The 24,207-nt window shown below is 54.4% G+C and carries 23 protein-coding genes and 1 tRNA gene; 13 read left to right on the top strand and 11 right to left on the bottom strand.

Annotated features, from left to right (window positions below; translation table 11 throughout):
• The first annotated feature begins 313 nt into the window (after positions 1-313).
• Complete coding sequence (locus R3F64_RS05725; protein ID WP_325073166.1) at positions 314-451, top strand: NYN domain-containing protein; 138 nt, start codon at positions 314-316, stop codon at positions 449-451.
• A gap of 85 nt (positions 452-536) precedes the next feature.
• On the opposite strand, the gene R3F64_RS05720 is transcribed toward R3F64_RS05725, so the two are convergent.
• From R3F64_RS05720 to R3F64_RS05690, 7 genes are all read right to left on the bottom strand, one after another.
• Positions 537-1,703 carry an alpha-hydroxy acid oxidase gene (locus R3F64_RS05720; protein WP_332610310.1) on the bottom strand — a complete coding sequence of 389 codons (1,167 nt, stop codon included), beginning with the start codon at positions 1,701-1,703 and terminating at the stop codon, positions 537-539.
• A complete protein-coding gene (locus R3F64_RS05715; protein WP_332610309.1) occupies positions 1,703-2,719 on the bottom strand; it encodes a 2-hydroxyacid dehydrogenase in 1,017 nt (338 codons plus the stop codon). Before R3F64_RS05715 ends, R3F64_RS05720 begins: the two co-directional genes overlap by 1 nt.
• The gene (locus R3F64_RS05710; RefSeq protein ID WP_332610308.1) at positions 2,712-3,641 is read right to left on the bottom strand and encodes a dihydrodipicolinate synthase family protein; all 930 of its coding nucleotides are present in this window, start codon (positions 3,639-3,641) and stop codon (positions 2,712-2,714) included. The genes R3F64_RS05715 and R3F64_RS05710 overlap by 8 nt, the downstream gene beginning before the upstream one ends.
• 24 nt (positions 3,642-3,665) lie before the next feature.
• Entirely contained in the window at positions 3,666-4,787 is a 1,122-nt protein-coding gene (locus R3F64_RS05705; RefSeq protein WP_332610307.1) for a mandelate racemase/muconate lactonizing enzyme family protein, read from the bottom strand.
• Between the two features lie 26 nt (positions 4,788-4,813).
• Complete coding sequence (locus tag R3F64_RS05700) at positions 4,814-6,319, bottom strand: tripartite tricarboxylate transporter permease (RefSeq protein ID WP_332610305.1); 1,506 nt, start codon at positions 6,317-6,319, stop codon at positions 4,814-4,816.
• 101 nt (positions 6,320-6,420) lie between these two features.
• Entirely contained in the window at positions 6,421-6,924 is a 504-nt protein-coding gene (locus R3F64_RS05695; RefSeq protein ID WP_332610303.1) for a tripartite tricarboxylate transporter TctB family protein, read from the bottom strand.
• 39 nt (positions 6,925-6,963) lie between these two features.
• On the bottom strand, positions 6,964-7,935 hold the full coding sequence (locus R3F64_RS05690; protein WP_332610301.1) for a Bug family tripartite tricarboxylate transporter substrate binding protein: 972 nt from the start codon (positions 7,933-7,935) through the stop codon (positions 6,964-6,966).
• Between the two features lie 207 nt (positions 7,936-8,142).
• Between R3F64_RS05690 and R3F64_RS05685 the strand changes: the two genes are divergently transcribed.
• The 9 genes from R3F64_RS05685 to R3F64_RS05645 all read left to right on the top strand — a co-directional run bounded on the left by R3F64_RS05685 (position 8,143) and on the right by R3F64_RS05645 (position 16,920).
• Positions 8,143-9,930 carry an IlvD/Edd family dehydratase gene (locus R3F64_RS05685; RefSeq protein WP_332610299.1) on the top strand — a complete coding sequence of 596 codons (1,788 nt, stop codon included), beginning with the start codon at positions 8,143-8,145 and terminating at the stop codon, positions 9,928-9,930.
• Between the two features lie 59 nt (positions 9,931-9,989).
• On the top strand, positions 9,990-10,676 hold the full coding sequence (locus R3F64_RS05680; RefSeq protein ID WP_332610297.1) for a GntR family transcriptional regulator: 687 nt from the start codon (positions 9,990-9,992) through the stop codon (positions 10,674-10,676).
• Positions 10,677-11,122: 446 nt separating this feature from the next.
• Positions 11,123-11,479, top strand: coding sequence for a hypothetical protein (locus R3F64_RS05675; protein ID WP_332610295.1), 357 nt, complete (start codon positions 11,123-11,125; stop codon positions 11,477-11,479).
• 156 nt (positions 11,480-11,635) lie between these two features.
• Positions 11,636-13,075: an AAA family ATPase gene (locus R3F64_RS05670; RefSeq protein WP_332610293.1), complete on the top strand. Its 1,440-nt coding sequence runs from the start codon at positions 11,636-11,638 to the stop codon at positions 13,073-13,075.
• Positions 13,068-13,709 carry a hypothetical protein gene (locus R3F64_RS05665; protein WP_332610291.1) on the top strand — a complete coding sequence of 214 codons (642 nt, stop codon included), beginning with the start codon at positions 13,068-13,070 and terminating at the stop codon, positions 13,707-13,709. Before R3F64_RS05670 ends, R3F64_RS05665 begins: the two co-directional genes overlap by 8 nt.
• A 409-nt stretch (positions 13,710-14,118) precedes the next feature.
• Positions 14,119-14,910, top strand: coding sequence for a hypothetical protein (locus R3F64_RS05660; RefSeq protein WP_332610289.1), 792 nt, complete (start codon positions 14,119-14,121; stop codon positions 14,908-14,910).
• A 104-nt stretch (positions 14,911-15,014) separates the two neighbouring features.
• On the top strand, positions 15,015-15,452 hold the full coding sequence (locus tag R3F64_RS05655; RefSeq protein WP_332610288.1) for a hypothetical protein: 438 nt from the start codon (positions 15,015-15,017) through the stop codon (positions 15,450-15,452).
• Positions 15,453-15,553: 101 nt separating this feature from the next.
• Positions 15,554-15,964, top strand: coding sequence for a hypothetical protein (locus R3F64_RS05650; RefSeq protein ID WP_332610286.1), 411 nt, complete (start codon positions 15,554-15,556; stop codon positions 15,962-15,964).
• 542 nt (positions 15,965-16,506) lie between these two features.
• Positions 16,507-16,920: a hypothetical protein gene (locus R3F64_RS05645; protein ID WP_332610284.1), complete on the top strand. Its 414-nt coding sequence runs from the start codon at positions 16,507-16,509 to the stop codon at positions 16,918-16,920.
• A 152-nt stretch (positions 16,921-17,072) separates the two neighbouring features.
• Here the strand turns inward: R3F64_RS05645 and R3F64_RS05640 are convergent.
• A tRNA-Arg gene (locus R3F64_RS05640) sits at positions 17,073-17,149 on the bottom strand.
• A gap of 142 nt (positions 17,150-17,291) precedes the next feature.
• On the opposite strand from R3F64_RS05640, the gene R3F64_RS05635 reads away from it, so the two are divergent.
• The 3 genes from R3F64_RS05635 to R3F64_RS05625 are packed head-to-tail and all read left to right on the top strand — an operon-like array spanning position 17,292 to position 20,065.
• Positions 17,292-18,284, top strand: a complete 993-nt coding sequence (locus R3F64_RS05635) for a TRAP transporter substrate-binding protein (RefSeq protein ID WP_085919391.1) — start codon at positions 17,292-17,294, stop codon at positions 18,282-18,284.
• Positions 18,285-18,809 carry a TRAP transporter small permease gene (locus R3F64_RS05630; RefSeq protein ID WP_264824870.1) on the top strand — a complete coding sequence of 175 codons (525 nt, stop codon included), beginning with the start codon at positions 18,285-18,287 and terminating at the stop codon, positions 18,807-18,809.
• On the top strand, positions 18,806-20,065 hold the full coding sequence (locus R3F64_RS05625) for a TRAP transporter large permease (protein WP_085919392.1): 1,260 nt from the start codon (positions 18,806-18,808) through the stop codon (positions 20,063-20,065). The genes R3F64_RS05630 and R3F64_RS05625 overlap by 4 nt, the downstream gene beginning before the upstream one ends.
• A gap of 22 nt (positions 20,066-20,087) precedes the next feature.
• Here R3F64_RS05625 and R3F64_RS05620 read toward each other — a convergent pair whose 3' ends face one another.
• The 3 genes from R3F64_RS05620 to R3F64_RS05610 all read right to left on the bottom strand — a co-directional run bounded on the left by R3F64_RS05620 (position 20,088) and on the right by R3F64_RS05610 (position 24,078).
• On the bottom strand, positions 20,088-21,041 hold the full coding sequence (locus R3F64_RS05620; RefSeq protein ID WP_332610282.1) for a D-2-hydroxyacid dehydrogenase family protein: 954 nt from the start codon (positions 21,039-21,041) through the stop codon (positions 20,088-20,090).
• Positions 21,038-22,999, bottom strand: coding sequence for a TRAP transporter permease (locus R3F64_RS05615; RefSeq protein WP_332610281.1), 1,962 nt, complete (start codon positions 22,997-22,999; stop codon positions 21,038-21,040). The genes R3F64_RS05620 and R3F64_RS05615 overlap by 4 nt, the downstream gene beginning before the upstream one ends.
• A gap of 101 nt (positions 23,000-23,100) precedes the next feature.
• Positions 23,101-24,078, bottom strand: coding sequence for a TAXI family TRAP transporter solute-binding subunit (locus tag R3F64_RS05610; RefSeq protein ID WP_085919395.1), 978 nt, complete (start codon positions 24,076-24,078; stop codon positions 23,101-23,103).
• Positions 24,079-24,207: the final 129 nt, after the last annotated feature.

Below are 24,207 nucleotides of genomic sequence, written 5' to 3'. Positions count from 1 at the left end.
TCTCCACTAGGTGATTAGCATGCTAATGTAATGATCATTCCATAAAAAGGTACTTTTCTCGCTTTTCATATTCGAAAAAATTTACCTAAAAGTTGTATTGACACTAAAAACCTCGCCACCTTCCTTGCCCGCCCGGGACGGGATAAAACACAGACGCTTTACGCAAAAGGTGACGCCGACGTGCTCGAAACCTATGGCCGCCACTTTGATGACAATAAGTTTTGGGCGATATCCACCACCAACAGAGGCGTCGTGAACGCCTTTTAGTCAGCGTTCAGACGGTTCTGCAAAAGGGGATTGGGATGTTGGCATCGTGCTCGATGTCATGGAGCGCGCGGAGACAGCCGAGGTCATCGTGCTGACCTCAGGCGCTGGAGACTTTGATCTGCTCGTCAACAAAATCAGGGGGCAATACGGAAAACAGTTGACGTTCATGGCGCCCCGCCGTTGAGCGCCGCGTTTCTGATGGGCCAGGCCAGCAGGTTCATCGCGATGGATGGAACACTTTTACTGAATCCACATCAGTTTAAATAGAACTAATAGAACCCATTTCGCTTTAGTAAATCCACGGATAACGCCTTGACGCTTGTTACGCCGAGCAGCGCCATATCGCGTTCTATTTCGTCACCCAAGAGCGTGACCGCTTTCTCCACACCGGCGTCGCCCGCGATGCTGGCCGCATAATTAAAGGGACGGCCCAGAAACACGAAGCTGGCGCCCAACGACAACGCCTTGAGCACCTGGCTGCCACGCCGGAAGCTGCCATCAATCATCACCGGCACCGCTTCACCAACTGCCTCCACCACCTCGGGCAGCATGGTCAGCGGTGCCACGGTGGCATCGAGCTGACGGCCACCATGGTTGGAAACAATCACCCCATCGGCACCGGCACTGACGGCCCGTCGTGCATCGTCTGGGTGGAGAATACCTTTCACTATCAGGTTACCCTTCCAGCACGCCCGAACCCGATCAAGCGTTGACCAATCCAGGTGCCGACGGCCCGAGAAATCCCGGTTAACGTTTTTTGCCAGCACCGGCACGCCTCGCGTTGCCGCGTTATTCTCGAAGTGCGGAACGCCGTGGTACCATAATGTCTTTAAAAAGGTCCCGAATAGCCAACGTGGCCGTACCAGGCCATCCAAGGCGAGCCGGAGGCTGGGGCGCAGCGGCGAAGAGAAACCCGCTCGCCGGTGATTTTCAGGATTGGGCGGCACGGCGTAGTCCACGGTGATCACCAGATTGCTAAATCCGGCCTTCTCGACACGCGCCAGTAGGGCATCAATCTCCTCTGGCGTTCCAGGCAGATAGGCCTGGAACCAATCCGAGCCATTCGGACCTGCCAATTTTTCCATAGGAATCAACGAGGTACCGCTTACGATCATGGGAATGCCAGCGTTTGACGCCGCCCGCACCAGCACCCGGTCGCCCCGATAGGCCGTCAGGGCACTTATCCCCATTGGGGCAATGCCAAACGGATAGGCATAGCGGCAACCAAAGAGCTCGGTTTCCGTCGATACATCGGCCACATTGACCAGCGCCCGCGGTAGAAACACGTAGTGATCGAAAGCATCACGACTGGCGCGTGCGGTCATGCCGTCTTCGGCGACGCTCGCGACATAGCCAAACAGCGGTCGCGGTAAATGCCGCTTGGCGGCCCGCTCGAAGTCATCCAGGCTCAGAATATGGTCCAATCGTCGGGGCATTATGTCTCCTGGGCTTCAGAGAAGGTCCGTCGCCAGACATCCTCATTAACGGGGGTAAGCGGTCCACTGCCAACCAGCGCACCCACCAGGTTATCGACGGCCAGTTGCGCCATGGCGTCACGCGTTTCATGGGTCGCCGAGCCAATATGCGGGGCAACCACCACATTGTCCATGGCGGACAACGGTGAGTCGGCAGGCAATGGTTCTTCGGCGAACACATCGAGCCCTGCGGCACGAATACGACCGCGGCGTAGTGCCTCGATCAACGCCGGTTCATCCACCACTTTTCCCCTTGCCACATTGACCAGTGCCGCCGTCGGCTTCATGAGGGACAGGGCATCGGCGTCAATCAGGTGATGGGTGTCGGCGTTGTAGGGCACGCTCAAACAGACGATATCTGCTTGGGCTAACAATGCCTCAAGATCACGCCGCTGTGCGCCGAGCTCCTGCTCGAGCGCCGGTTTGGGCGATGCCGCCGTGTACAGGATCGGCATGCCGAAGCCCAGTGCCCCGCGCCGGGCAATCGCCGCGCCAATCCGCCCTGCGCCTACGATGCCCAGGGTTTTACCGTGCACATCCACGCCGAAATACTCGGGGCCGATATGGGCCTGCCAGCCACCGTCACGGACAAGATTGGAAAGCTCGACCAGGCGCCGCTGAGTCGCCATGATCAGCGCAAACGCCGTATCGGCGGTGGTCTCGGTCAGCACATCCGGTGTATTGCAGAGCAAAATGCCGCGCCGGCTCAGAGCTTCAAGGGGCAAATGGTCATAGCCTACCGAAATAGTGGCGACCACCCGTAGCGCTGGCGCTTTGGCCAACATCGCCTCGCTGAGCTCCAGCTTACCGCCGATCAGGCCATGGGCCTTGGAAAGTGCTGCCATAAAGTCGGCGTGATTGGAGGCGTCCACATCCTCGAAGTAGTCAACCTCCGCCATGCCGGAAAGCGCCTCAAGCTGGGCTTCGCTGAGTCGGCGTACGGCGACAATCCGCCACGGTTTTATTTGCTCAGCCATGGCGCGCCTCGCCCACTCCTTGCATTTGGAAACCCGTCGCTTTGAGCGCAGACATAAGTTCAGCGGTACGCTGGTCGTCCAGCTCCACCAAGGGTGGGCGCAAGCGCCGCCAATCGTTGATTCCCGAAAAATACGCCGTCGCCGCTTTCATGGCAGGGATCAGCGGATAAGTTTCAAACAGGTCGCGTACCACGTTAAGGCGCTGCTGACGCTCGTCGGCATCACCCTCCTGCCAATGCCGTGCCAACTCAACGATGGCCGCCGGATTAACGTTGGCCGTGGCACTGATGCAGCCAGCGCCACCGGCCCGCAAGGTATCCAGCAGAAACCGTTCGCTACCCGCGTACACGGCGAAATCCTGCCCGGCAAAGCGCTCGGTCAGCGCTTGGGTGTGGGCCCAATCACCGCCGCTGTCCTTGATGCCGGCAATGATGCCAGGGAAAGCATCGCGTAACCGTTCGATCAGTTCGAGCGAAAGCGGCACCTGAGTGACCGGCGGAATATGGTAGAGATAGATCCGCAGGCGTGAATCGGCAACGCGGTTGATCACTTCACTGTAGTAGCGGAACAAGCCCTCATCGCTGACCCCCTTGTAATAGAAAGGCGGCAGCATCAGCACACCGGCACAGCCGGCCTCCACCGCCGCGCGGGTCAATGAGACGCAGTCATCAATCGCGCAGTTGCCGGTGCCGGGCATCACTCGGGCAGGATCGATACCGCCATCCACCAGCGCCTGCAACAACGCCTGCTTTTCAGCCACCGTCATTGAATTGGCCTCGGAATTGGTGCCGAACACCGCCAAGCCGACGCCATTCGAGGCCAGCCATTGGCAATGCGCCACAAAACGCTGCTCGTCCGGCGCCAGGTCGGCGACGAAGGGGGTAATGACCGGTGACCAGACGTCTCCACTCACTTGAGACATGACATTCTCCTTGTTGTAAGACGGTTAGTGCCAGGGTTCGATGGCATAACGCTCAAGCGCCGCCTGATCAAAGCCGAAGCCAAGTCCCGGAGCGGTGGGCAGCAGCAGTTGACCGTCGGCAAACTGCAACTGAGTATCCACCAGGCGCCTGAAGTTAAGCACCTGATCGTCAGCGAAGAACTCGACCATGGTCACGTTGGGTGCCGACGCCACCAGGTGGATATGCAGGTCGTGGAACCAGTGCGGGTAAATGTCGACACCGAAACTGGCCGCTGTGGCGGCGATGCGCCGGAACTCGGTAATGCCCCCACAAACCGCCGCATCGGTCTGCAGAATCATGGCCGCTTCCTTATCCAGCAACTCTTTGAAGCGCCAGCGGCCCGCCTCTATTTCACCCGTAGCAACCGGCACTGGCGTACGCTCTGCCAGGCGACGATGGTTGTCGATATCATCGGGGCTAAATGGCTCCTCGATCCAGAAAGGGGCGTACGGTTCGGCCATGCGCATAAAGGCCAGCGCCGACGGCAGATCCCGCCAGGCATTGTTGGCATCCATCATTACCTGCACATTGGGGCCTACTGCCTCGCGCACCGCCGCCAGTCGCGCTTCCTCACCAGCCAAGTCTTCGCGGCCGACCTTCATCTTAACCGCCTTGAACCCCTTCGCCACGTAGCCGGCCATTTCTTCACCCAGCATCGCGGGGGTCTTGCCGTCCAGGTAGTAACCCCCGCTGGCATACGCTGGCACGCTTTGCGTGTCGCTTGCGCCCAGGTATTTATAAAGCGGCAGTTGCGCGGCCCGGGCATTTCGGTCCCAAAGCGCGGTATCCAGAATACTGATGGCACGCATGACCGAACCACAGCGACCATGCAGCAGCGACTCCTGATACATGGCTTGCCACAATGCTTCAGTGGCATGGGCATCTGCCCCCATCAGCACTGGTTTCAAAAGCTCTCTCACCGCGTTGGCCACCAGTACACCGGCATTATTGCCGCCGTAGCAAAAACCAATGCCCACATGGCCATCATCGCCCACCACCTCAACCAGCACGTAATCGCGCTTGAGCACCTGGCGATTGGAAAAGCTCGTAGGATTATCAAGCGGCACATTGACCGTCCGAGCACGCACTTCAGTTATCGTTGTCATATTGAATCCTCGACTTGAAAGTGGGGTCATTCCGCTTGTGTACGGCTGCGTAGCGAACTCCGCAACCAACGGAAAAAAGGCGTCGCTTGCAGTACCGAGAAAGCGGCGATGCACAGCAACACAACGGCAATGGGGCTGGTCAAAAAGATGCCCAGATTGCCCTGCCCTATCAGCATTGACTGCTGGAAGCTTGTCTCCATGACCGGCCCAAGAATCAGCCCGATCACCATTGGCGCTGGCGACACACCTGCCTTGTTCATCCAGTAACCGAACAGCCCAAAGCCCAGCATCAGACCTACCTCGAACAGGCTGTTGTTAATCGCAAAGGCACCGATCACACACAGCGTTATAATCGAGCAGGCCACAAAGCTGTCAGGGATCCGCGTCACACTCACGCATAAGCGAGTAAACAACAGCCCCACCACCAGTAAGCCAATGTTGGCGAAAATGACCGCCCAGATCAGGGTGTAGGTAACATCGCCATAATCTGTGAGCAGATTGGGGCCGGGCAGGATGCCCTGCACCATGAGGGCACCCAGCAGAATCGCAGTGGAGGAACTGCCAGGAATGCCCAACGCAATGGTGGGAATCAGGGCACCGCCGACCACCGCATTGTTGGCAGCTTCAGGGGCGGCCACCCCGGCGATGTCACCCTTGCCGAAGCGGCTCTTGTCCTTGGCGAAACGTTTCGCCTCGTTATAGGCGAACCAGCTCGCCGTATCACCGCCGGTCCCCGGAATCAGGCCGGTGATGATGCCAATGCCGCCGGAGCGGAAAATATTGGGGAGCAAACGGCGAAGCTCGGCCAGTGGCGGAATCAACCGGTCGGTGATCTTGCTCGCCACCTTTTGTTTACCATGCGCATTCTCGATCAGGATCAGCGCCTGAGGGATCGAGAACAGTCCGATCAGCGCGACCGTGAACTCAATGCCCGAGAAAAGATTAATGATGCCGTAGGTCATGCGTGGCGTACCGGTGATCAGGTCCATGCCGACAGTACTCACCAGCAGCCCCAGGGCCCCGGAAAGCAGACCGCTGATGACCGAGCCCTGGGCCAGCGAGCCGATGATGGTAATGCCCAGTACGGCAATGGCGAAAAGCTCGATCGGGCCGAACTTGAGCACTAGAACGCCGAGTAGCGGTGCCGCCGTCAGCAGTGCAATACCGCTCATCAGACCACCAATAAAAGACGCGAAGATCGAGATCCCCAACGCCTTGCCAGCCTGACCCTGTTGCGATAGCGGATAGCCATCAAGCACTGTCGCCGCAGCCGACGGCGTACCGGGTGTCCGCAACAAAATGGCGGCGATCGAACCACCGTAGGAGGCCCCCACGTAGAGCGACGCCAGCATACTGAGCCCCGAGGCAGGGTCCATACCGAACGTAAGGGGTAACAGTAACGCCAGCGCCATGGTCGCAGAGAGCCCGGGCATAGCGCCCACGAACAGCCCCAGAAGGGTACCGCCCAGGATCAGGGCAATATTGGTGAACGAGATGACATTGGTCAGGCCCACCAGAACAAGGTTATCCATATGACTAGACTCCAGAAGCCTGCGTCAGGCACCCATCTCCAACCCGCCACCATGCTTGATGATGCCGTGCGGGTTGAAGATAAGGAGTGCACTAAATGTCGTTATGATGAAAGCAATGGCGGTAGCAGTGGCACCGGCAGACCGAGAAAGCCGATAAAAACGGCACATACCACCGTGACGAGCAGCACAATGCCTATGGCGGCAAAGCGCCACGAGACATGACCGATAATCGCCAATGCCACGACCATGAAGCCAACGGTGGCAGCCAGGTACCCCAGTATTGAAAGGCTATAGAGGTAAACGGCAGCCAGCAGAAATATCAGCATGGCCTTCCATGGCTTGCGGCGGCTTTCCTGCCCGTTGAGGGCTGTCCCATCTGAGGCATCATCAGTGGATGAAACCGCCACTCCTCCGGCCGACATCTTGCGTCGACGCAGCGTACTGACGATCTCCTGGCCCACCATTGCCGCGCCCAACAAGGCGACCACGACCGAGTAGATAAGAGGCATGTTCGCCGCCTTATCGGGGTAGCCAAGCGCAGTGATATAGAAAGTCGCTGCTAAGCCAATGGCAAAAACTCCCAACACCAGACGACTTATGTTCATCTCACACCCCCTTGTCGATCGCCGTACTGCGACGTTGCCTTATTGGTTGACCTCATCTTTGACATCTGCCCAGATTTCTACGAACTGGCCTTCCATGTCCTGCATCATCTGGCCGTAATCGTCACCGGTCTGGATGTCGAGGTTCATGGCCCGCTCCTGGGCGGTCTGCTGAAACTCCTCGTTCTCCCTTAGGGCCTCGAAGGCAGCAATCAGCTCATCGCGAGCCTCATCCGGAATGCCCGCAGGCGCGCTGTAACCGCGTGAAGAACCCGCCACGACGTCGATATCCATCTCTACCATGGTGGGCACATCAGGCAGGATATCCAGACGCTCTTCGGCAAATATCGCTAGCGGCCGCAGGCTACCCGACTCGATGTGGCCATAGACGTTACCCAGGTTGTTGAAGCTGGCATCGATCTTGCCGCCCAGCGCCGCCGTGGCCGATGGACCATCGCCCTGGAAAGGCACCTTCTGGAAGGACAGGCCGGTTGCCTTCTCGATCATGATGGTCGAGAAGAAGTCATCCCCCCCAACGCCCGAGTTGCCCACCGTGATCTCACCGGGTCTTTCCTCAGCGGCAGCAAGGAACTCTTCCACGGTTTCATAGGGGCTATTCTCTGGCACCACGATGATGCCAGGGTCGGTGACCACGCTGGCAATTGGCGTCAGTTCGTCGATCGAATAATTGATGGCGTCATTCATGATGTAGTTGGTCATCAACATCGGCGTATTGGTGATACTGATGACGCTGCCATCATTCGGCGACTGGTGGGCTAGACGGGTCCAGGCAATTGCGCCCGTGGCCCCAGGTAAGTACTCGTTAATAAATTCCACACCCAGCGACTCCCGCAAGAACGGTTGGGTCAGTTGAGCTAGGGCATCACTACCTCCACCCGCTTTGAAACCTTGCAGCACCTTGATCTCATCAGCGGCTGAATAATCGGCTTGGGCGGCCCCTGAAAACATCAGAGCGGACAGTAGGGTTGCGGCGTAAGCGCTACGGATTTGCATCGTTGTTACCTCAAGTGCTGTTTGTCGTTGTATCGCACATTGTCGTGCAAGGCGTGCTTGCAAGATCAAACGTAGTTGCCTATCAACAATATTGTCAATAATATTATTAATAATCTTGCCAAGCCGATTTTTACCGCCTAGCCTTGCGTTCAAGAACCGTAATCAACGGACCTCCGACAAGCCGCGAACAACATAGAGGAAACCGCGATGAGCCAGGACTTCCGAAACAACCACCAAGGCAGTGACCATCAGCAACCTGACGCCGACGGCCCTACTCTAGGCATGTCCAATCGCCTAACCAACTACGGCGATGCCGACTTTTCGCTGTTCCTGCGCAAGGCCTTTATCAAGGGAATGGGCTACACGGATGACGCGCTTTCACGCCCGGTCGTTGGCATTGCCAATACTTATAGCGGCTACAACGCCTGTCACGGCAACGTGCCGGGGTTAGTCGAGAGCGTAAAACGCGGAGTGATGCTCGCGGGCGGCTTGCCGGTCGATTTTCCTACCATCACCCTCCATGAGTCCTTCGCCAACCCCACCAGCATGTACCTGCGCAACCTCATGGCGTTGGATACTGAAGAGATGATTCGCGCTCAGCCGATGGATGCCGTGGTACTGATCGGCGGCTGCGACAAGACCGTTCCCGCTCAGTTGATGGCTGCTTCAAGCGCCGGTGTTCCAACGGTCCAGGTCGTCACGGGTCCCATGCTCTCCGGCTCACATCGCGGGACGCGCGTTGGCGCCTGCACCGACTGCCGCCGTTACTGGGCGGCCTATCGCGGCAAGGACATCGACGAGGCGGAGATCAACGAGGTCAACGACAAGCTGGTCCCCACCGTAGGCACCTGCTCGGTAATGGGTACCGCCAGCACCATGGCTTGCCTGGCTGAGACACTGGGTATCATGCTGCCCAACAGCGCTACTGCACCGGCGGTGTATGCCGACCGGCAACGCATCGCCGAGCAATCCGGTGCCCAGGCCGTAGCGCTCGCTCGGGCTGGTGTTACCCCCGATCAAATTCTGACCCCTGAGGCATTCGAGAACGCCCTGCGGGTTCTGCTCGCATTAGGCGGCTCGACCAACGCCTTGATTCACCTGACCGCCATCGCCGGACGGCTAGGCATCGACATCGACCTTGAAGCCTTCGACCGCATGAGCCAGGAAACCCCGGTACTGGTGGACCTCAAACCCTCAGGTGAGGGCTACATGGAGGACCTGCACCGCGCCGGCGGCCTGCCCACCCTGTTGCGCGAGCTAAAACCGCTATTGCACCTGAATGCCATGACCATCAACGGCCACACCCTGGGTGAAAACATCGATGCCGCCGTGCACCTTATCGACCAGAAGATCGTGCGCCCCAAGCAAAACCCTATCTATGCCCAGGGAGGCATCGCGGTGTTGCGTGGCAACCTGGCCCCCGCCGGCGCCATCATCAAGCAGTCGGCTGCCTCCGCCGAGTTGATGACCCATCGCGGCCGCGCCGTGGTATTCACCGGGCTTGAGGACCTGGCCAACCGCATTGACGATCCCGACCTGGATGTTAACGCCGACGACGTGCTGATACTGCAGAATATCGGGCCCAAGGGCGCACCGGGCATGCCCGAAGCTGGCTACATCCCGATTCCCAAGAAACTGGCCGCCCAGGGCGTCAAAGATATGGTGCGTATATCCGATGGGCGCATGAGCGGCACGGCGGCAGGTACCGTGGTGCTCCACGTTTCCCCGGAATCTGCCGAGGGCGGCCCACTAGGACTGGTGCGCGATGGTGACGTCATATCGCTGGATGTCAGCAACAATCGGCTAAGTCTGGAAGTGGATGAAAAGGAGCTTGATGCACGCCGACAGGCGTTCAAAACCGAGACGAGCGAAGCGCCGCTGTTGGGCTATCGTCGCCTGTTTATGGAGCAGATCCTGCAAGCCGAGCAAGGCTGTGACTTCCGCGCCTGTCGACCGGCGCCCACCTGCCGGATTCCGAGGCAGCATGAAGCGTGAAGGCGAGTTTGGTACACTTCTTAACCATATGCCCTGCCATGGAGGCTGAGAAACCGATCATGAGCCGAACCGCCCAGCCGTCAACACGCGGTGCCGAAACCCAAGCCTCGCAATCTGCCCATGGTGTCAGTGACATCGTGGCCGCGGTAGAAGAGGACATTGTGCTCGGCCGCCTGCACCCCCGCGAGCGGCTGGTCGAAGAAACCATGATGGAACGCTTCAATTGCAAGCGGCACGTCGTCCGTCAGGCGCTCTTCCAACTCGATAGCATCGGCCTGACGGAGCGCATCAAAAACCGGGGCGCCTTCGTCAGGAGCTATCCACCGGATGAAGTCGAAGAGATCTACGCCATGCGCGAGATTCTCGAGCTGGCCGCCGTCAACAAGCTGCCCTTGCCAGCTCCGCCGGAATGGCTTGCCGAACTGGAAGCGGTTCATCAGCAGCATAGCGAGGCCGTGTATGCCCACGACCTGCGTCAGGTGTTTCATATGAACATCGCTTTCCATCGCACGCTTTTCCGGGCCTGCGGCAACACTTACCTCTACGCCACCATCAACGAATTTGCCCAGAAAGCCCACGGCATCCGTTTCATTGCGATCACCGACCGCGACGCCCTCGCTCAAGCCCGCCGCGAGCACGAATTGATGATTGAGGCGATTCGGGACGAAGACCGCGAACGCCTGGCTGACCTGTGTCGCCAACATCTGCTACCTTCCAAAAACCGCTACTTGGCGCTTTATACCTAAGCCTATGCAATAGGTGCAGCAACGGCTGCATGTATTGTCTGTGTAGATAGCGCGCTCGTTGAAGACTTTCTTACCCAAGACGGCTCCCCTACCCGACGGAAGAAGTGTTGATAGATCCCCCTCGACTCTCAGCCAACTTAACCAGCCTGTGCTAGGCTGGATTCAAGACATTTGAATTAGCAGACGCTTGGCGAAGGTCATTCGGCACAGAGGGTTGGGAATACAGTGGCTGATAACGACCCAAAGCGGACATTCTTGGAAATGCAGCAGAAGCGCGAGTTTTGGCTATAAAGCCTAATGAAATTAATAGCCCAAAGATTAATTATAGGCTTGGGTGGATCTTGTAGGCTGTATTTGCCGGAAAAAGGTGCCAGCGTTCATTCAATCATAGAACGCGCTGTCTAATATGCTGTTAGGCCAACAGATGGACAAACTAAGGAGGCGTCATGATTGACCCGATTACGCTCGCCACTACTGCAGCTGTAATAAGCGCGATGGTAGATGTGGTTCAGCTCGGCAGGGAAAGCTTCCAGACTTACCTGAAACGGCGCCAGGCTGACCCATCGCTTCCAGAGAAAGAACGTGCACTTAAGGTTGCCTTCTCAACCTTCTCTGCCCCGGAGCTCAGATCCATTCATGAGCGCATTGAAAGTTGTCGACAACGATTCATCGAAGAAGGTTCAGGCAAAGCCCGCAGAGGCTGCATTTGCAGCGTGCTTCGAGACGTGCGCGAAGGAAACGGAGGAACCATTCCTGATCCAGAATGGGAAAAAAGCTTCCAGAAACTTAAGTGCGCGGCATGATTGGCCTAACGATTCGTTCAAGCCGAACTTGCTTCGCTGCAACTACAACATGACATGTAAAGTGTGCTATGTTGTTGGTTTCGCTACGCAAGTCGGCTTAACTCAGGCGTTATACCTGCCTATACCCGATGAACATAACTTTTATAGGTAAGAGTATTGTTTACAATAAAAAGATTTAAAATACATCATAACAACCGCCTGATTTATGATTGTGTACTTGAAGACGGCGAAATAGATAGCCGAAGTTCGCTTTTAACGACACTAATAATTGGTGAAAATGGTGTAGGAAAAAGCTATCTATTAAGGATGCTTTCTGATTTTTTTAGGTTTGCGACTTTTAAAGGTGCTGGCAAGGGCTTCAAGTATGAAAACGTTGAACTCGTATATGTACTAGATCGTGATGAATATAAAGTGCTTAAAAACAAAGATTCTTTTAAGTATCTAAAGAATGGTGAAGAAATAAAATTAGATGCGCTTTCAAAGCCAAAGAAAGTGCTGGCTCTATCTTTTATGGTTAACGATAAATTTTCATTTTCAAATAATCAGGATGATTTATATGAGTATTTAGGAGTAAGAGCCACTTCAAATGCAACGTATACTAGTTCTATACAAAAAAAACTACTATCTTCCCTGTTGTCTTCATTGAGCGACGCTTCTAGAGTTGAAGCGTTGAAGACCGCATTCCAATTTCTCAATATAGGTAGTGAAATAAATATTAGGTATAAGTTAAGAAGGAAAACATTGTTTTCACGCGGCATAACGCATGAAACAATTTCAAGAAAAATTAGCTCTCTAAGTAATCGAAAAGAGTATTTCTCAAATAGTAAAAATGAAGAAATGCTAGAACGCTCAAATAATATTATTTCTTTTGTTAATGAAGTGAAAAGATTTTATGTTAAGGAAATGTCTAGTGTAGTTATAACTTTAGATTTGTCGAATAACTCAAATGTTCTCAGTGATAGATTTCATTATTTAGAAATGCTGGAAAGACTGGAATTTTTGGCTCCCCCTGAAGTTGATTTTATAAAGGATGATAAATTCAGCTTCGAGCATACGAGTTCGGGTGAAAAGCATTTTCTTTACACAATGATAAATCTAATTTCTCATATTGAGAATAATTCACTAATTCTAATCGATGAGCCGGAACTAAGTTTGCATCCTCGCTGGCAAATGAGATATATCAGGTTATTAAAGGAGATTACGAAAAAACACTATAGTTCTCATTGCATACTAGCATCTCACTCTCATTTCATGGTTTCAGACTTGGATCCGAAATCATCGACGCTGCTGTCTTTGAAAAAATGTGGCACAGGAGATTATGACAGCAGAGTTTGTAATCTAATTGAATATGACACATATGCATGGTCTGCTGAAAATATTCTTTATCGAGTTTTTGGATTAAGAACGGCTAGAAATTTCTATTTCGAGAAGGATATCTCTGATTTGCTAAGCATGATTTCAAGTAAAAGCAGAAATCTAGACGATATCAGAAGACTATATGAGAAACTATTGGATTATTCCTTGGATGCAAATGATCCAATTAATATTCTTTTATCTGAATGTAGGGAATATCTGGAATCTGTAGAAAATGATTAAGCAACTATCAAGAAAACCTGTTATCCCCTCTAGAATAAAAAAAAGACTAAAAATCCTAAGGCCGCTTAGTGGTGGAGAATGGGATATAAAGACGGATAAGGCAAAATCTATACGCTCAGAGATTGGGGAGTTTAAATCCATACTTAAAGCACAGCTGCGAGACATTCAGAATGAAAAATGTGCATACTGTGGATTAACTCTTGGCGAAACAAGTCGCTATGAAATTGAGCATTTTGCTCCTAAAGGAGGACAAGTTCGACCACAACATCCAGAGTATACTTTCGAAGTTATCAACTTGGTTCTTGCTTGCAATTTATGCAATTGCTCCTATAAAAAAGGGGTATATGATCCAATTGTACATGGGAAAAAAGCTCTTGATTATAGAAGGTGCGACTTTCGTATCGTACACCCACATCTTGATGATCATTCAATACATTATTCGTGGGCTAACGGAAATAACAGCATTCTCATTCAAGGTATATCTCCTAAAGGCTTAGAAAGTATTCGTCTCTTCGAACTTGATTCTTCGGTTCATAGCGAAGCGAGAGCGAAAGAAAAGGCTCTTGAATATATTAAAAACCATCAAGATGGAAACCTGCTTCTTGAACAAATATTGGAATACAGTCCTCTGTAGGCAATGGTACAAAAAATTGCTGCAATTCACTCCACCACTTACAGCGGCTCTACTGGTCGCGCCTATGGTGCCCCGTTGAGCAAGGAGTTAAAGCGCTATATTAGTGGCTCCTGAAAGGCCGATCATGGCCGGGAGCGGAGGCTCAAGCTACTCTGATAGTGGTGCGGCAGTTGACGACCCAAAGCGGCCATCCGCAGAAATTGTGTATTCATAGGAGCCTTTGGCTCACAATGCGTTTTTTTCTGGTCGGTTCTGTAATGTGGGGGCTTGTATTGTAGGAGGATAATCTAGAATATACATATAAAAAGATTGCTTATCTTTATGCGTAAGCGCAATTTTAAGAGACGGGTGATAATATTAATGCGCATTAATAAAACTGTTAACCCTTTCGTACTCTGAAGGAGGAGTTGTGATAGATATCAATAACCCAGCAGGTCGCTATTACGAGATCCTTCGTCGTGCGAAAGGTAAGCAGGATGATCTCAAGGTGCGCCAGGTCTGGGCCGTAGTTTTGTCTGAAGACGAGAGCGACGACTCAGCGATTACGAAGAAGGTTATTGAGCTGTACCAGTTGGGTGAGGAAGTTAAAAGTCTCATAAGAATGAGTGAAGGGATCAATGAAGAACTTTATCTCTCTTCGTTTCCTCAGATAGAAAAAGCTATATTTCCCTTGAATCTCAATTCCACGTGGAAACCTCAAAAGCAGCAGTTAACTGATGGCGCATTAACCAGGCTTCAGTTCTGTTCCGAGTTTTTGTCCTCAATTTACACTGAAGAACAGCTTCAGAAAGAGGACTTAGAAATGATTACGACGCTTATCGAACAGCTCTTTGCTTCGGTCATCGATAGCTCTTTAGAAGGAGGGATAAGACTTACCCTTCTGGAGGAAATTGAAAGGTTGCGTACAGCTTTATCGATGTATAAGATCAAGGGAGCCAAAGGACTTAAACAGTCACTTCAATCAACTATCGGAATGGTTGTGGCAAACCAAGCTGACCTTACAAAAGCTGCGGAATCAAATGCTGATGTAATAGAAAGGTTGGGCCAACTAGTCGACAAAATCGATTCGTTCACTGCTAAGGCGCTACAGGTACATAGGGTTTTAACAAAGCCAGTGCAGTTTCTTCTTGGTCTTGTTGCCAGTGATCAGAACAGCGATGCACCTGATAAAGAAGAAACGACCGATGACAGCGAGGCCTAACAAAAACAGTCACGGCGACGTCTGCTCCATTGCGGCTTCGCTTCCATTCCATAGCCGCGCGTGCTGTTGACGTTATATTATTTAGCTAACATTTGAGTATTAGTATGGTCAATCAAACTTTCGGCATCCCAGTAGTTATTACACAAAATCTAATAGACGCAGCTCAGGATAAAATTGAGAGATATAAAAGCCTTCAGCCAGATACAGAAATAGAAATAAAGTATCTAAAGTCAGAGATATCTGCATTATCTTCTTTTGTCGAGTATTACAAATTACAAGCCGAAAGAGAAACTGTGATTTGCACCCGGTTTAGGTATGAAGGCGAATATGGTGCGTCGTTACAAACCCCGGATTCTATGCTAGATGCTGCTAACGAGCGCTTGGTTGAGCTTTCGATTCGATTGGATAGCTATACAAAACGCAGTAATGATTTAAAGAAAAAGATATCGTTTTTGGAGAAAGATATTGAACTATTAAAAAACATGCTTAAGTCATCACCTAGGGCGAAAATAATCGAGTTTGGCGTACCTCAAATAATATAGCAAAATGCTAAAATTCGTTCCGGCCGCAAAAAAAAGGCGGCCTCCACCGGACAGCCTACGCTTAGCTTCGGCTGCTGTTTAACAAGGCGTTAGGAGGACGGATGGATCGATTGAGAGAGCAATATCAAGAAAGAATTAATAGTGTCCTTCTTGATGGCTTTGAAAAAGAGTTATTGGATTCAGCGTTTGTTAACCTTCTGAAAAAAACACTCAGGCTAAACAACTTTACCTATGCTCTTGCTCTGCGCGAATTAACTAGGCATGTTTTTCACCGATTAGCGCCATATGATGAGCTGCGGAGATGTCAATTGTTTGAGCCGAATAAAGCATCATCTACAGGCATTACTCGAAAGCATCGCATAAAATTTGCGATTCAAGGCGGCCTTTCTGATTTCTTTGTAACGAAAAAGCTTTGTATTGACGAAATAGATGAGGTTTCTAGAGAATTGATACCTACCATCAACCGTCTGAGTGGATTTACGCACATAGAAGATTCAACGTTTAAAATTTAAATTGAAGAAATTGAAACCACCGCAGATCAATGCTTTGCAGTAATTTTTGACTTTGTTAAAAAGATTGACGAAGCGATAACAGAGGTTGTAAGCAATCTTTTCGATGATACCGATGGTATTTTGATTGAAAAAATAAACCATGAATCGGTTGTTGAGTTAATGGAAATATTGACCCATCAGTTTATTGAGGAAATAATGCCAGAAAAAATCATGTTGTTAAAATCGGCGTAAACTCTCTGGAAATGCATGTCGAGGGGAGTATTGGCGCTACTTTGGTGTATTGGACAGCATCCGATCGACGTAAATGAGATGGGGCTGAAATTCCGGCTTCGTTTCCCGCATGCAGTGAAATGGAAGTTTTATTCAAAAAACCATTAGGTAGCGCCATTAACCTTAATAAATTTAGCGTAGATATTTCGAGCTGGCATGAGTAAATCTCTTAACGAGGCCGGTCACGACGACGCCTACTACATTGCGGCTTCGCCTCCATTTTGTAGCCGCGCGTGCTGGCGGCGTTAGGCATTGGAGCAAAGAGGAAAAAGATGGAACACAGCGGAAAGGTTGCGGAATACCTCGTCCTTGCAGAGTTGATTCGCAAAGACGTGGAAGCATATTCGGCGATCTCATTCAGGCAGCCACACTATGATATAACAGTGGTTCGCCTAGATCGAACCGTCGCCCGCGTGCAAGTGAAGGCCACCGAGCTTCAAAATGGAAGCACCAATAATTCAATCAGTAATCTTGAAAAAGAGTATGACTACCTTGTGTTGGTGGTATTCGATGACCCTGTCCAGTACTTCATTTTAACCAAGAACGAGGTTAAGTCCGAGTATGCCGAGAATCAACCGGGAGTCATCTACGTCTCACAAAGTGATTCTGGCAGGTACAAGGTGCGGAACAACCTACTGACTTATGAAGACAAGTGGGAAAAGATCATGGGCGAGCCAAATGCATAACAAGTGCTGCACGTGAAAAAATTACTCGCTGCGCTCCTAATTTTACGGTGACCAAAGCGTTATATCAGCACTACCTAAAAGACCGCTCTTGGCAAATAACAGCCAAACCAAAAAAAGGCCCACGATTCCTCGCAGGCCCTTTTTTCACAATTTGGCGCGCCCGGCAGGATTCGAACCTGCGACCCTCGGCTTCGGAGGCCGATACTCTATCCAACTGAGCTACGGGCGCTTAGGGGGCGTATCCTACCCGCGCGGGCGGGCTGTGTCCAGCCGCGGGAGCGCTTAGCGGCTTAAGTCAATTGACCCTTTTCAGTTCCTTGGTGCATCCTTAACAGGCATCTCTGAACCTCAAGAACCGGGAACACAATAAAATGAAAACATTTGTACGTAGCACGCTGGCACTGGGCATCTCACTGGCGCTGGTAGGTGCCGCTAATGCCTCCGTTGACGATATGGACCCCGTTACCCTGCGCTTGGCGCATGTGGTGAACGAGCAGGATGGCTTCCATATCGCCGCCACCAAGTTTGAAGAGCTTGTTGAAGAACGCACCGACGGCAAGGTGGATATCGAGATCTACCCCAACGCCTCGCTGGGCGATGAGCGTACGCTGCTCGAAGGCATGCAGATCGGCACCGTCGATATGGGCGTGATCACCAACGGGCCCGTGGCCAACTTTGTCGAGGAAATGGCGGTGTTCGAACTGCCGTTCCTGTTTCCCTCCCCGGAAGCCGCCTACGAAGTGCTCGATGGTCCCATCGGTCAGGAGCTGCTGGACAAGCTCTCCGAGGTCAACCTGAAAGGCCTGGCCTACGCCGAGCGTGGTTTCCGTAACCTGACCAACAGCGAACGCCCGGTCAACGCGCCGGAAGATATCGATGGTCTGCGCATTCGCGTGATGGAAAACCCGGTATACACCGATACGTTCCGCGCCCTGGGCGCCAACGCCATTCCCATGGCCTGGACCGAAGCCCTGACGGCCATGCAACAGGGCACCATCGACGGCCAGGAAAACCCGGTCAACGTGATCCACTCGTTCAACCTGGACGAAACCCAGAACTACATGACGCTCTCGCGCCACACGTATGCACCGGCGATTTTTGTCATGGGGTCTTCGGTATGGAACCAGCTCCCCGAAGACGCGCAGGTGATTCTGGAGGAAGCCGCTCAGGAAGCGGCCGAGCATGAACGCCAGGTCAATGCTGAGATGGAAGCCGAGCAGTTGGCCGAGCTGCGCGAGGCGGGCATGGAAATCAATGACTCGCCGGACATTGAGGCCTTCCAGAAAGCCGTGCAGCCGGTTTATGACGAATACGCCGAGCAGTTTGGTGACTATCTACCGCGCATTCGGGAGGCATTGGAATAAGTGACCCAACGCACCCGCGCGCTGATCGCGGGGCTGCGCCGTGTTGAGCACGGGCTGGATGCCATCATCCAGCCCGTGGTGTTTATGGCCATGGCGGCCCTGATTGGCGTTATCACACTACAAATCATTTCCCGCGTACTGTTCACCGCCGTGGAGTGGACCGAAGAAGTCGCCCGTTTTCTGCTGGTGTGGTTGACGTTTCTTGCCGGCACCCTGGCGTTCCAGCGCGGCCGACATATCGCGGTCACCTTTGCCGTCGATGCCCTGCCCGCTCGGCTTCGCCTGTTAGCGCGGCTGCTGGCCTCATTGGTGGTCGTGGCGTTCTTGATTGCCCTGGCGGTGATTAGCGTGGAATACATGCAGGTACAGAGCTTCCAGAAGTCGGCGGCGCTGCGCGTGTCGATGTCTTATGTCTACGCCGTGGTGCCCTTCTGCGCCGCCGTGATGGCCTGGTACGCCCTGGTCGATGCCGTTGAACTGGTCGTCACCGGCGATACCCACGAGCCAAGGGAGACACCGTCATGACGATGCTCCTGTTCGGGCTGTTTTTTGCCTTGATGCTGCTCAACGTGCCCATCGCCTTTGCGATTGGCGCCAGCACGCTGTTTGCGCTTTATCAGGCGGGCGTGCCGCTGATGGTGGTGCCCCAGCAGATGTTCCAGGGGATTAACTCCTTCGCCCTGGTGGCGATCCCGATGTTTATTCTGGCCGGGGATTTAATGGCCCAGGGTAAGGTCAGCGAAAAGCTGGTGAGCTTTGCCGATTCATTGGTGGGCTTCATGCGCGGCGGGCTGTCGCTCGTTTCGATCATGGCGGGGATGTTCTTTGCCGCCATTTCCGGCTCGGGGGCGGCCACCACCGCCGCCGTCGGTTCAAGCCTGGTGCCGGAACTCAAGCGCAAGGGTTACGACCCCGCCTCCGCCGCCAGCTTGATCGCCGCCAGCGGCACCATTGGCGTGGTGATTCCACCGTCGGTGCCGATGATCATCTACGCGGTGATCGCCCAGCAGTCGGTATCCAAGCTGTTCTTGAACGGCTTTCTGCCGGGCCTGGCGATGGGCCTGGGGCTGATGGCAATCGCCATTACCCAGGCTTATCGGCGGCAGTATCCCAAGGGCACGCCTCTGTCTTTGCCTGTGATTCTGCGTACTTTCAAAGACGCCAGTTGGGGCCTGATGACGCCGGTGATTATCCTTGGCGGCATCTTCTCGGGCATTTTCACGCCGTCTGAGGCGGCGGTGGTCGCGGTCAACTACGCCATTATGGTGTCGTTGTTTGTGTATCGCGATTTGACGATCCGCAATGTGTACCAACTGCTGATTCGCTCGGCGATGACCACGTCGGTGATCATGCTGGTGATTGCCATGTCGGCGGTGCTCAGTTGGACGCTGTCCAGTTGGCAGGTACCCGGGGCCATCGCCCAGTCGGTGCTGTCGCTGTCCACCGACCCGTACGTGATCATGCTGCTGATCGTCGCGGTCATTCTGCTTACCGGGGTGTTTATCGAAACCGCCAGCGCGTTGATCATTCTGACCCCTGTGCTGCTGCCGCTTGCGCTGCAGTTGGGCATCGACCCGATCCACTTTGGCCTGATTATCGTGGTGGGGCTGTCTATCGGCATGATTACCCCGCCGGTGGCCATCAACCTCTATGTGGCTTCCTCGGTGACGCAACTGCCGCTGGAGCGCATCACCCAGGCTATCGTGCCGTACCTGCTGGGGTTGATCGGCGTACTTCTATTGGTGGTTTACGTGCCGATGTGGCTTGGCTGGTCGGGCTGAGTTGATAAATGCAGGGGAATCGTTATTCCCCTGCGGCCAGATCACGCACCGGCTGGCCTGTGTCAAAAGCCACGACGTTGTCGAACGCATCGCCAAAATAGAGTTCGTAGCTGTCTTTCTCGACATAGCCCAGGTGCGGGGTCGCCACGACGTTCGCCAGTTCCAGTAACGGGTGCGCCCACACCGGTTCGTCATCGAACACATCCACGGCGGCCATGCCCGGCCGCCCGGCGTTGAGGGCAGCTTCAAGCGCGCCGTCTTCCACCAGCGGGGCGCGACTGGTGTTCACCAGCAGCGCCGTGGGCTTCATGGCGGCGAGGTTTTCGGCGGTGACGATGCCGCGGGTTTCCGGGTTTAGCCGCAGGTGCAGGCTGAGCACATCGCTGCGCGCGAAGAAGTCCGCCTGGGAATCCGCCACCTCAAGCCCTGCGGCCGCGGCTCGTTCACGGGTCGTCTCCCGACCCCACACCAGCACCTCCATTTCAAACGCCTGACCGTAACGCGCCACCAGCTGGCCGATCTTGCCGTAGCCAAAAATACCCAGCGTGCGGCCTTTCAAGCCGGTACCCAGCGTGCGCTGCCAGCGCCCGGCCCTGAGGTTGTTCACCTCGTCAGGGATATGCCGCATCGCCGCCAGCACCAGCCCCCAGGTCAGCTCGGCGGCCGCATAGGGCGAGCCGGTACCCGCCAGCACGGTCACGCCGTGCTGGCGGCAGGCCGCCATATCTACATGAGCCGCCCCACCGCCGGTCTGGCTGATCAATTTGAGCTTGGGTAGCCGCGCCAGCAACGACGCGGTTATCGGTGTGCGCTCGCGAATCAGCACCAGCGCCTCGGCGTCTTGAAAGCGTGCCACCAACTGGTCTTCATCGGTCACCGTGTCGTTATAGACGGTGACCTGATGACCTGCCAGCTTGGCAAAGGCATCCAGCGTGCGGACACAATCCTGATAATCATCGGGGATCACTACCTTCATGAGCGCGTTTCCTTGGGAGGTTCAGAAGCAAGCGGGGTAGCGCCTTTAGGCGTATGGGTCGCAAAACGCTGCCACGCGAAGATACCTGCTATAACGGCAATCCCGGCGACATCGGTGATGGCTTGCCCATTGATCAGCATCAGGGCGGCGAACAGCAGCAGTCCACGTTCTAACCAGGAACATGGGCGCGCAAAATAGCCGATGGTCGATGCCGCCAGGGCAATAATCCCCAGCACCCCGGATGCCACTGCCATGCCAATTTCCAGCTTCGTGCCTTGGCCCAGAAGCGGCGGGTGGTAAATGAACATGAAGGGAATCAGGAAGCCGCCCAGCGAAATCTTGGTGGCCGTCAGTGCCGTACGGAACCAGTGCGAACCGGCAATCGCGCCACCGATATAAGCCGCCAGCGCGACAGGCGGCGTCACGCCTGACAGAATCGCGAAATAAAGGATAAACAGGTGTGCCGAAAGACTTGGCAGCCCCGCTTCGATAAAGGCCGCCGCGACCACCGATGCCGCCAGCATATAAGCGGCGACCGTGGGCAGGCCCATCCCCAGAATAATGGCCACCACCATCGCCAGCAAAAGCGTGATCAGCACATCACCGCCGCTCACCATGACGATCAGCGAGGACACCTTGAGCCCCAGCCCCGTCAGGCTGATCACCGCGGCAATCAGCGCGACACTGCCGATAATGACGGCAATCATGGCCGCTGTCATGGCACCGGCTTCGAGGGCCGCCGGCAGGGATTTTACCCGCTCCCATAGCGTTCCCTGACTGCGTGGCGATACCAGATACAGCACCATCGCCGTGAAGTACGCTGCCACCGCGGCGGTTGTCGGTGTATAGCGCAGTATCAGCATGGTAATCAGCACGATCAGCGGCAGCAGTAAGGTTTCTACGTTGAAAAACCCTTCGCGCAAGCTTGGCCGCTGGTCTTTGGGAATCGGGTCCAGCCCTAGGCGCTTGGCTTCAAAATGCACGCTCATCCAGATAGCCAGGTAAAAAAGCAGCGCCGGTATCAGGGCAGCACTGATAATGTCCAGGTAGCTGGTCGATATTACATCGGCCATGACGAACGCAGCCGCACCCATGATGGGCGGCAGAATCTGTCCGCCGGTCGATGCCGACGCTTCAGTCGCCGCGGCAAAACGCGGGCTATAGCCGCTTTTCTTCATCAGCGGAATGGTAAACACCCCGGTGGTGGCCACATTGGCCGCCGTGCTACCGCTGATGCTGCCAAACATGGCACTACACAAGGTAGCCGCTTTGGCGGGCCCGCCTGCCATTCCGCCGGTCGCGGCGGTGGAAAGCCGCATGAACGTATCGCCGCCGCCGGTCGTGACCAGCAGCGCTCCAAACATGATGAAGATGACGATCACCGTGGAGGAGGTGCGCATCAGACTGCCAAAGATGCCAGTGGGGCCGAGGTAGAAAGTCGCCACCAGATCGTCCCAGCGAAAGCCGCCGTGGCCCCACACGCCGGGCAGGTGTTGCCCAAAGGCTGCATACGCCAGGGCGATCAGCACCAGGATCGGGAAGGCCAGACCGATAGCGCGGCGACAGGCTTCCAGAAGCAGCAAGATCGCACTCACGCCCAGTACCAGATCCAGCGCGGTAGGCGTTAGATAGCCCAGCTGATAGATGATGCGGTCGAAGTGATAAACGTAGTAACCGCTGATCACGACGCTCATGACAATCGGGACAAGATCAAACCAGGGGATCTTCTGGGCATCCCGTACCCGGCAATGGTAAGCCAGAAAAATCAGCGGCATTGCAAACAGCAGGTGAACGGCGTTTTGCGTATTCACCGGCCCGGTAACGGCCGTATAGAGGTGGAAAATCGCCATCGCAACGGCGGCTGTGCGCACCACCACAAACCAGAAGCCCGAGAGCTGTCGCTTGCCCGAATCCTCCTGATACTTTTCAACAACATTGGGATTCTTAGTGGTATCCATGGGGGGAACTCCCGCGCCGCCCGACCAAAGACGGTCGAGCAACGCGTCAGGCTGATAGCTAACGCCCCCACCGGGATACCGGCGGGGGCTCAAGAGTGTGCTTACTGAGCTTCAGGCGGAATGATGTCTTCCGGAATGTCCAGACCCAACTCCTGGTAATACCGCAGCGCCCCGGCATGCAGCGGGAAGGTGGCGGTATCCACTACGGTCTGTGGCTCAACGCTTGCCGCTGGCTTGAAAGAAGCAGCCACTTCGTCGTGGTTTTCCCAGTACGCCTTGGTCAGTTCATACACCGTATCGGCGTCAAGCTCGGTGCTTGCCGCCACGCCCATGTAGATCCCCAGCGACTGGGCTTCGCTCATCCCGGTATAGGTATCCGCCGGTACAATGGCAGGCGAGAGAAAGGGCAACTCTTCAATCACGGTCTCCACCTGTTCGTCCGTCAGCGACAGCAACTGTAGCGGGCGTGAGGAATGCACCTCGGTAAACAGCGGGATCGGCGGCACACCGTTGTAGCTAAAGCCCACCAGGCGACCATCGGTAACGCCTTCCGCCGCATCGTTTACCCGCATGCGCTGGAAGTCCGGCTCGATATTGAGGATGCCAAACACCTGCTCGGTAATGTACTCACCGCCCCCACCAATGCTGCTGGGGTTGAAGCGTTCGCCGTTCAGGTCTTCAAAGGTTTCGATATCGCTATCCTGGCGAACCGCCCAGTGCATGGTGGACGGCGCAATCCAGTAAACGAGCCGCACATCCGGGTTGGGCGTGTCCTCGAAACGGCCCACGCCGTTATAGAGCTCATACCCCACCAGGGCTTCGGTGAACGCCAGGTCAAGCTCGCCGTTATTCAGTCGTATGGCGTTTTCACGAGTGCCGCCCGTTTCACGTACGGTAATTTCGTAATCTGAATTGGCGCTTATCACGCGCGCGCCTTCCGAGATACCAAAGAACCAGCCGGTACCGGTGGGCACAGCGCCCATGTTAAGCGCGGTCTGTGCCTGAACAGTGCCTGTCGTAAGCGCACCAGCGACCAACAGGGAAGCGGGCAGTAGGTGGCGTAGTTTTATTGCAGTCATTGTTATTTCCTCTCAGCGTCGGGAAGCATGTTGTGCTGTTGTTTGCTGTGGGAGGCCAAGGTCGCGCCCCTCCCGAAAACTCACCAAGCAGGGGAACATCGCTTGATGGTTGCTAGAGTGATAGCGCTA

The sequence above is a fragment of the Halomonas sp. 5021 genome (assembly GCF_036663435.1).
GTDB classification, from domain to species: Bacteria; Pseudomonadota; Gammaproteobacteria; order Pseudomonadales; family Halomonadaceae; genus Vreelandella; species Vreelandella janggokensis.
Note: the sequence above shows the minus strand (reverse complement) of the source record. Positions and strands in the feature narration are given on the sequence as shown.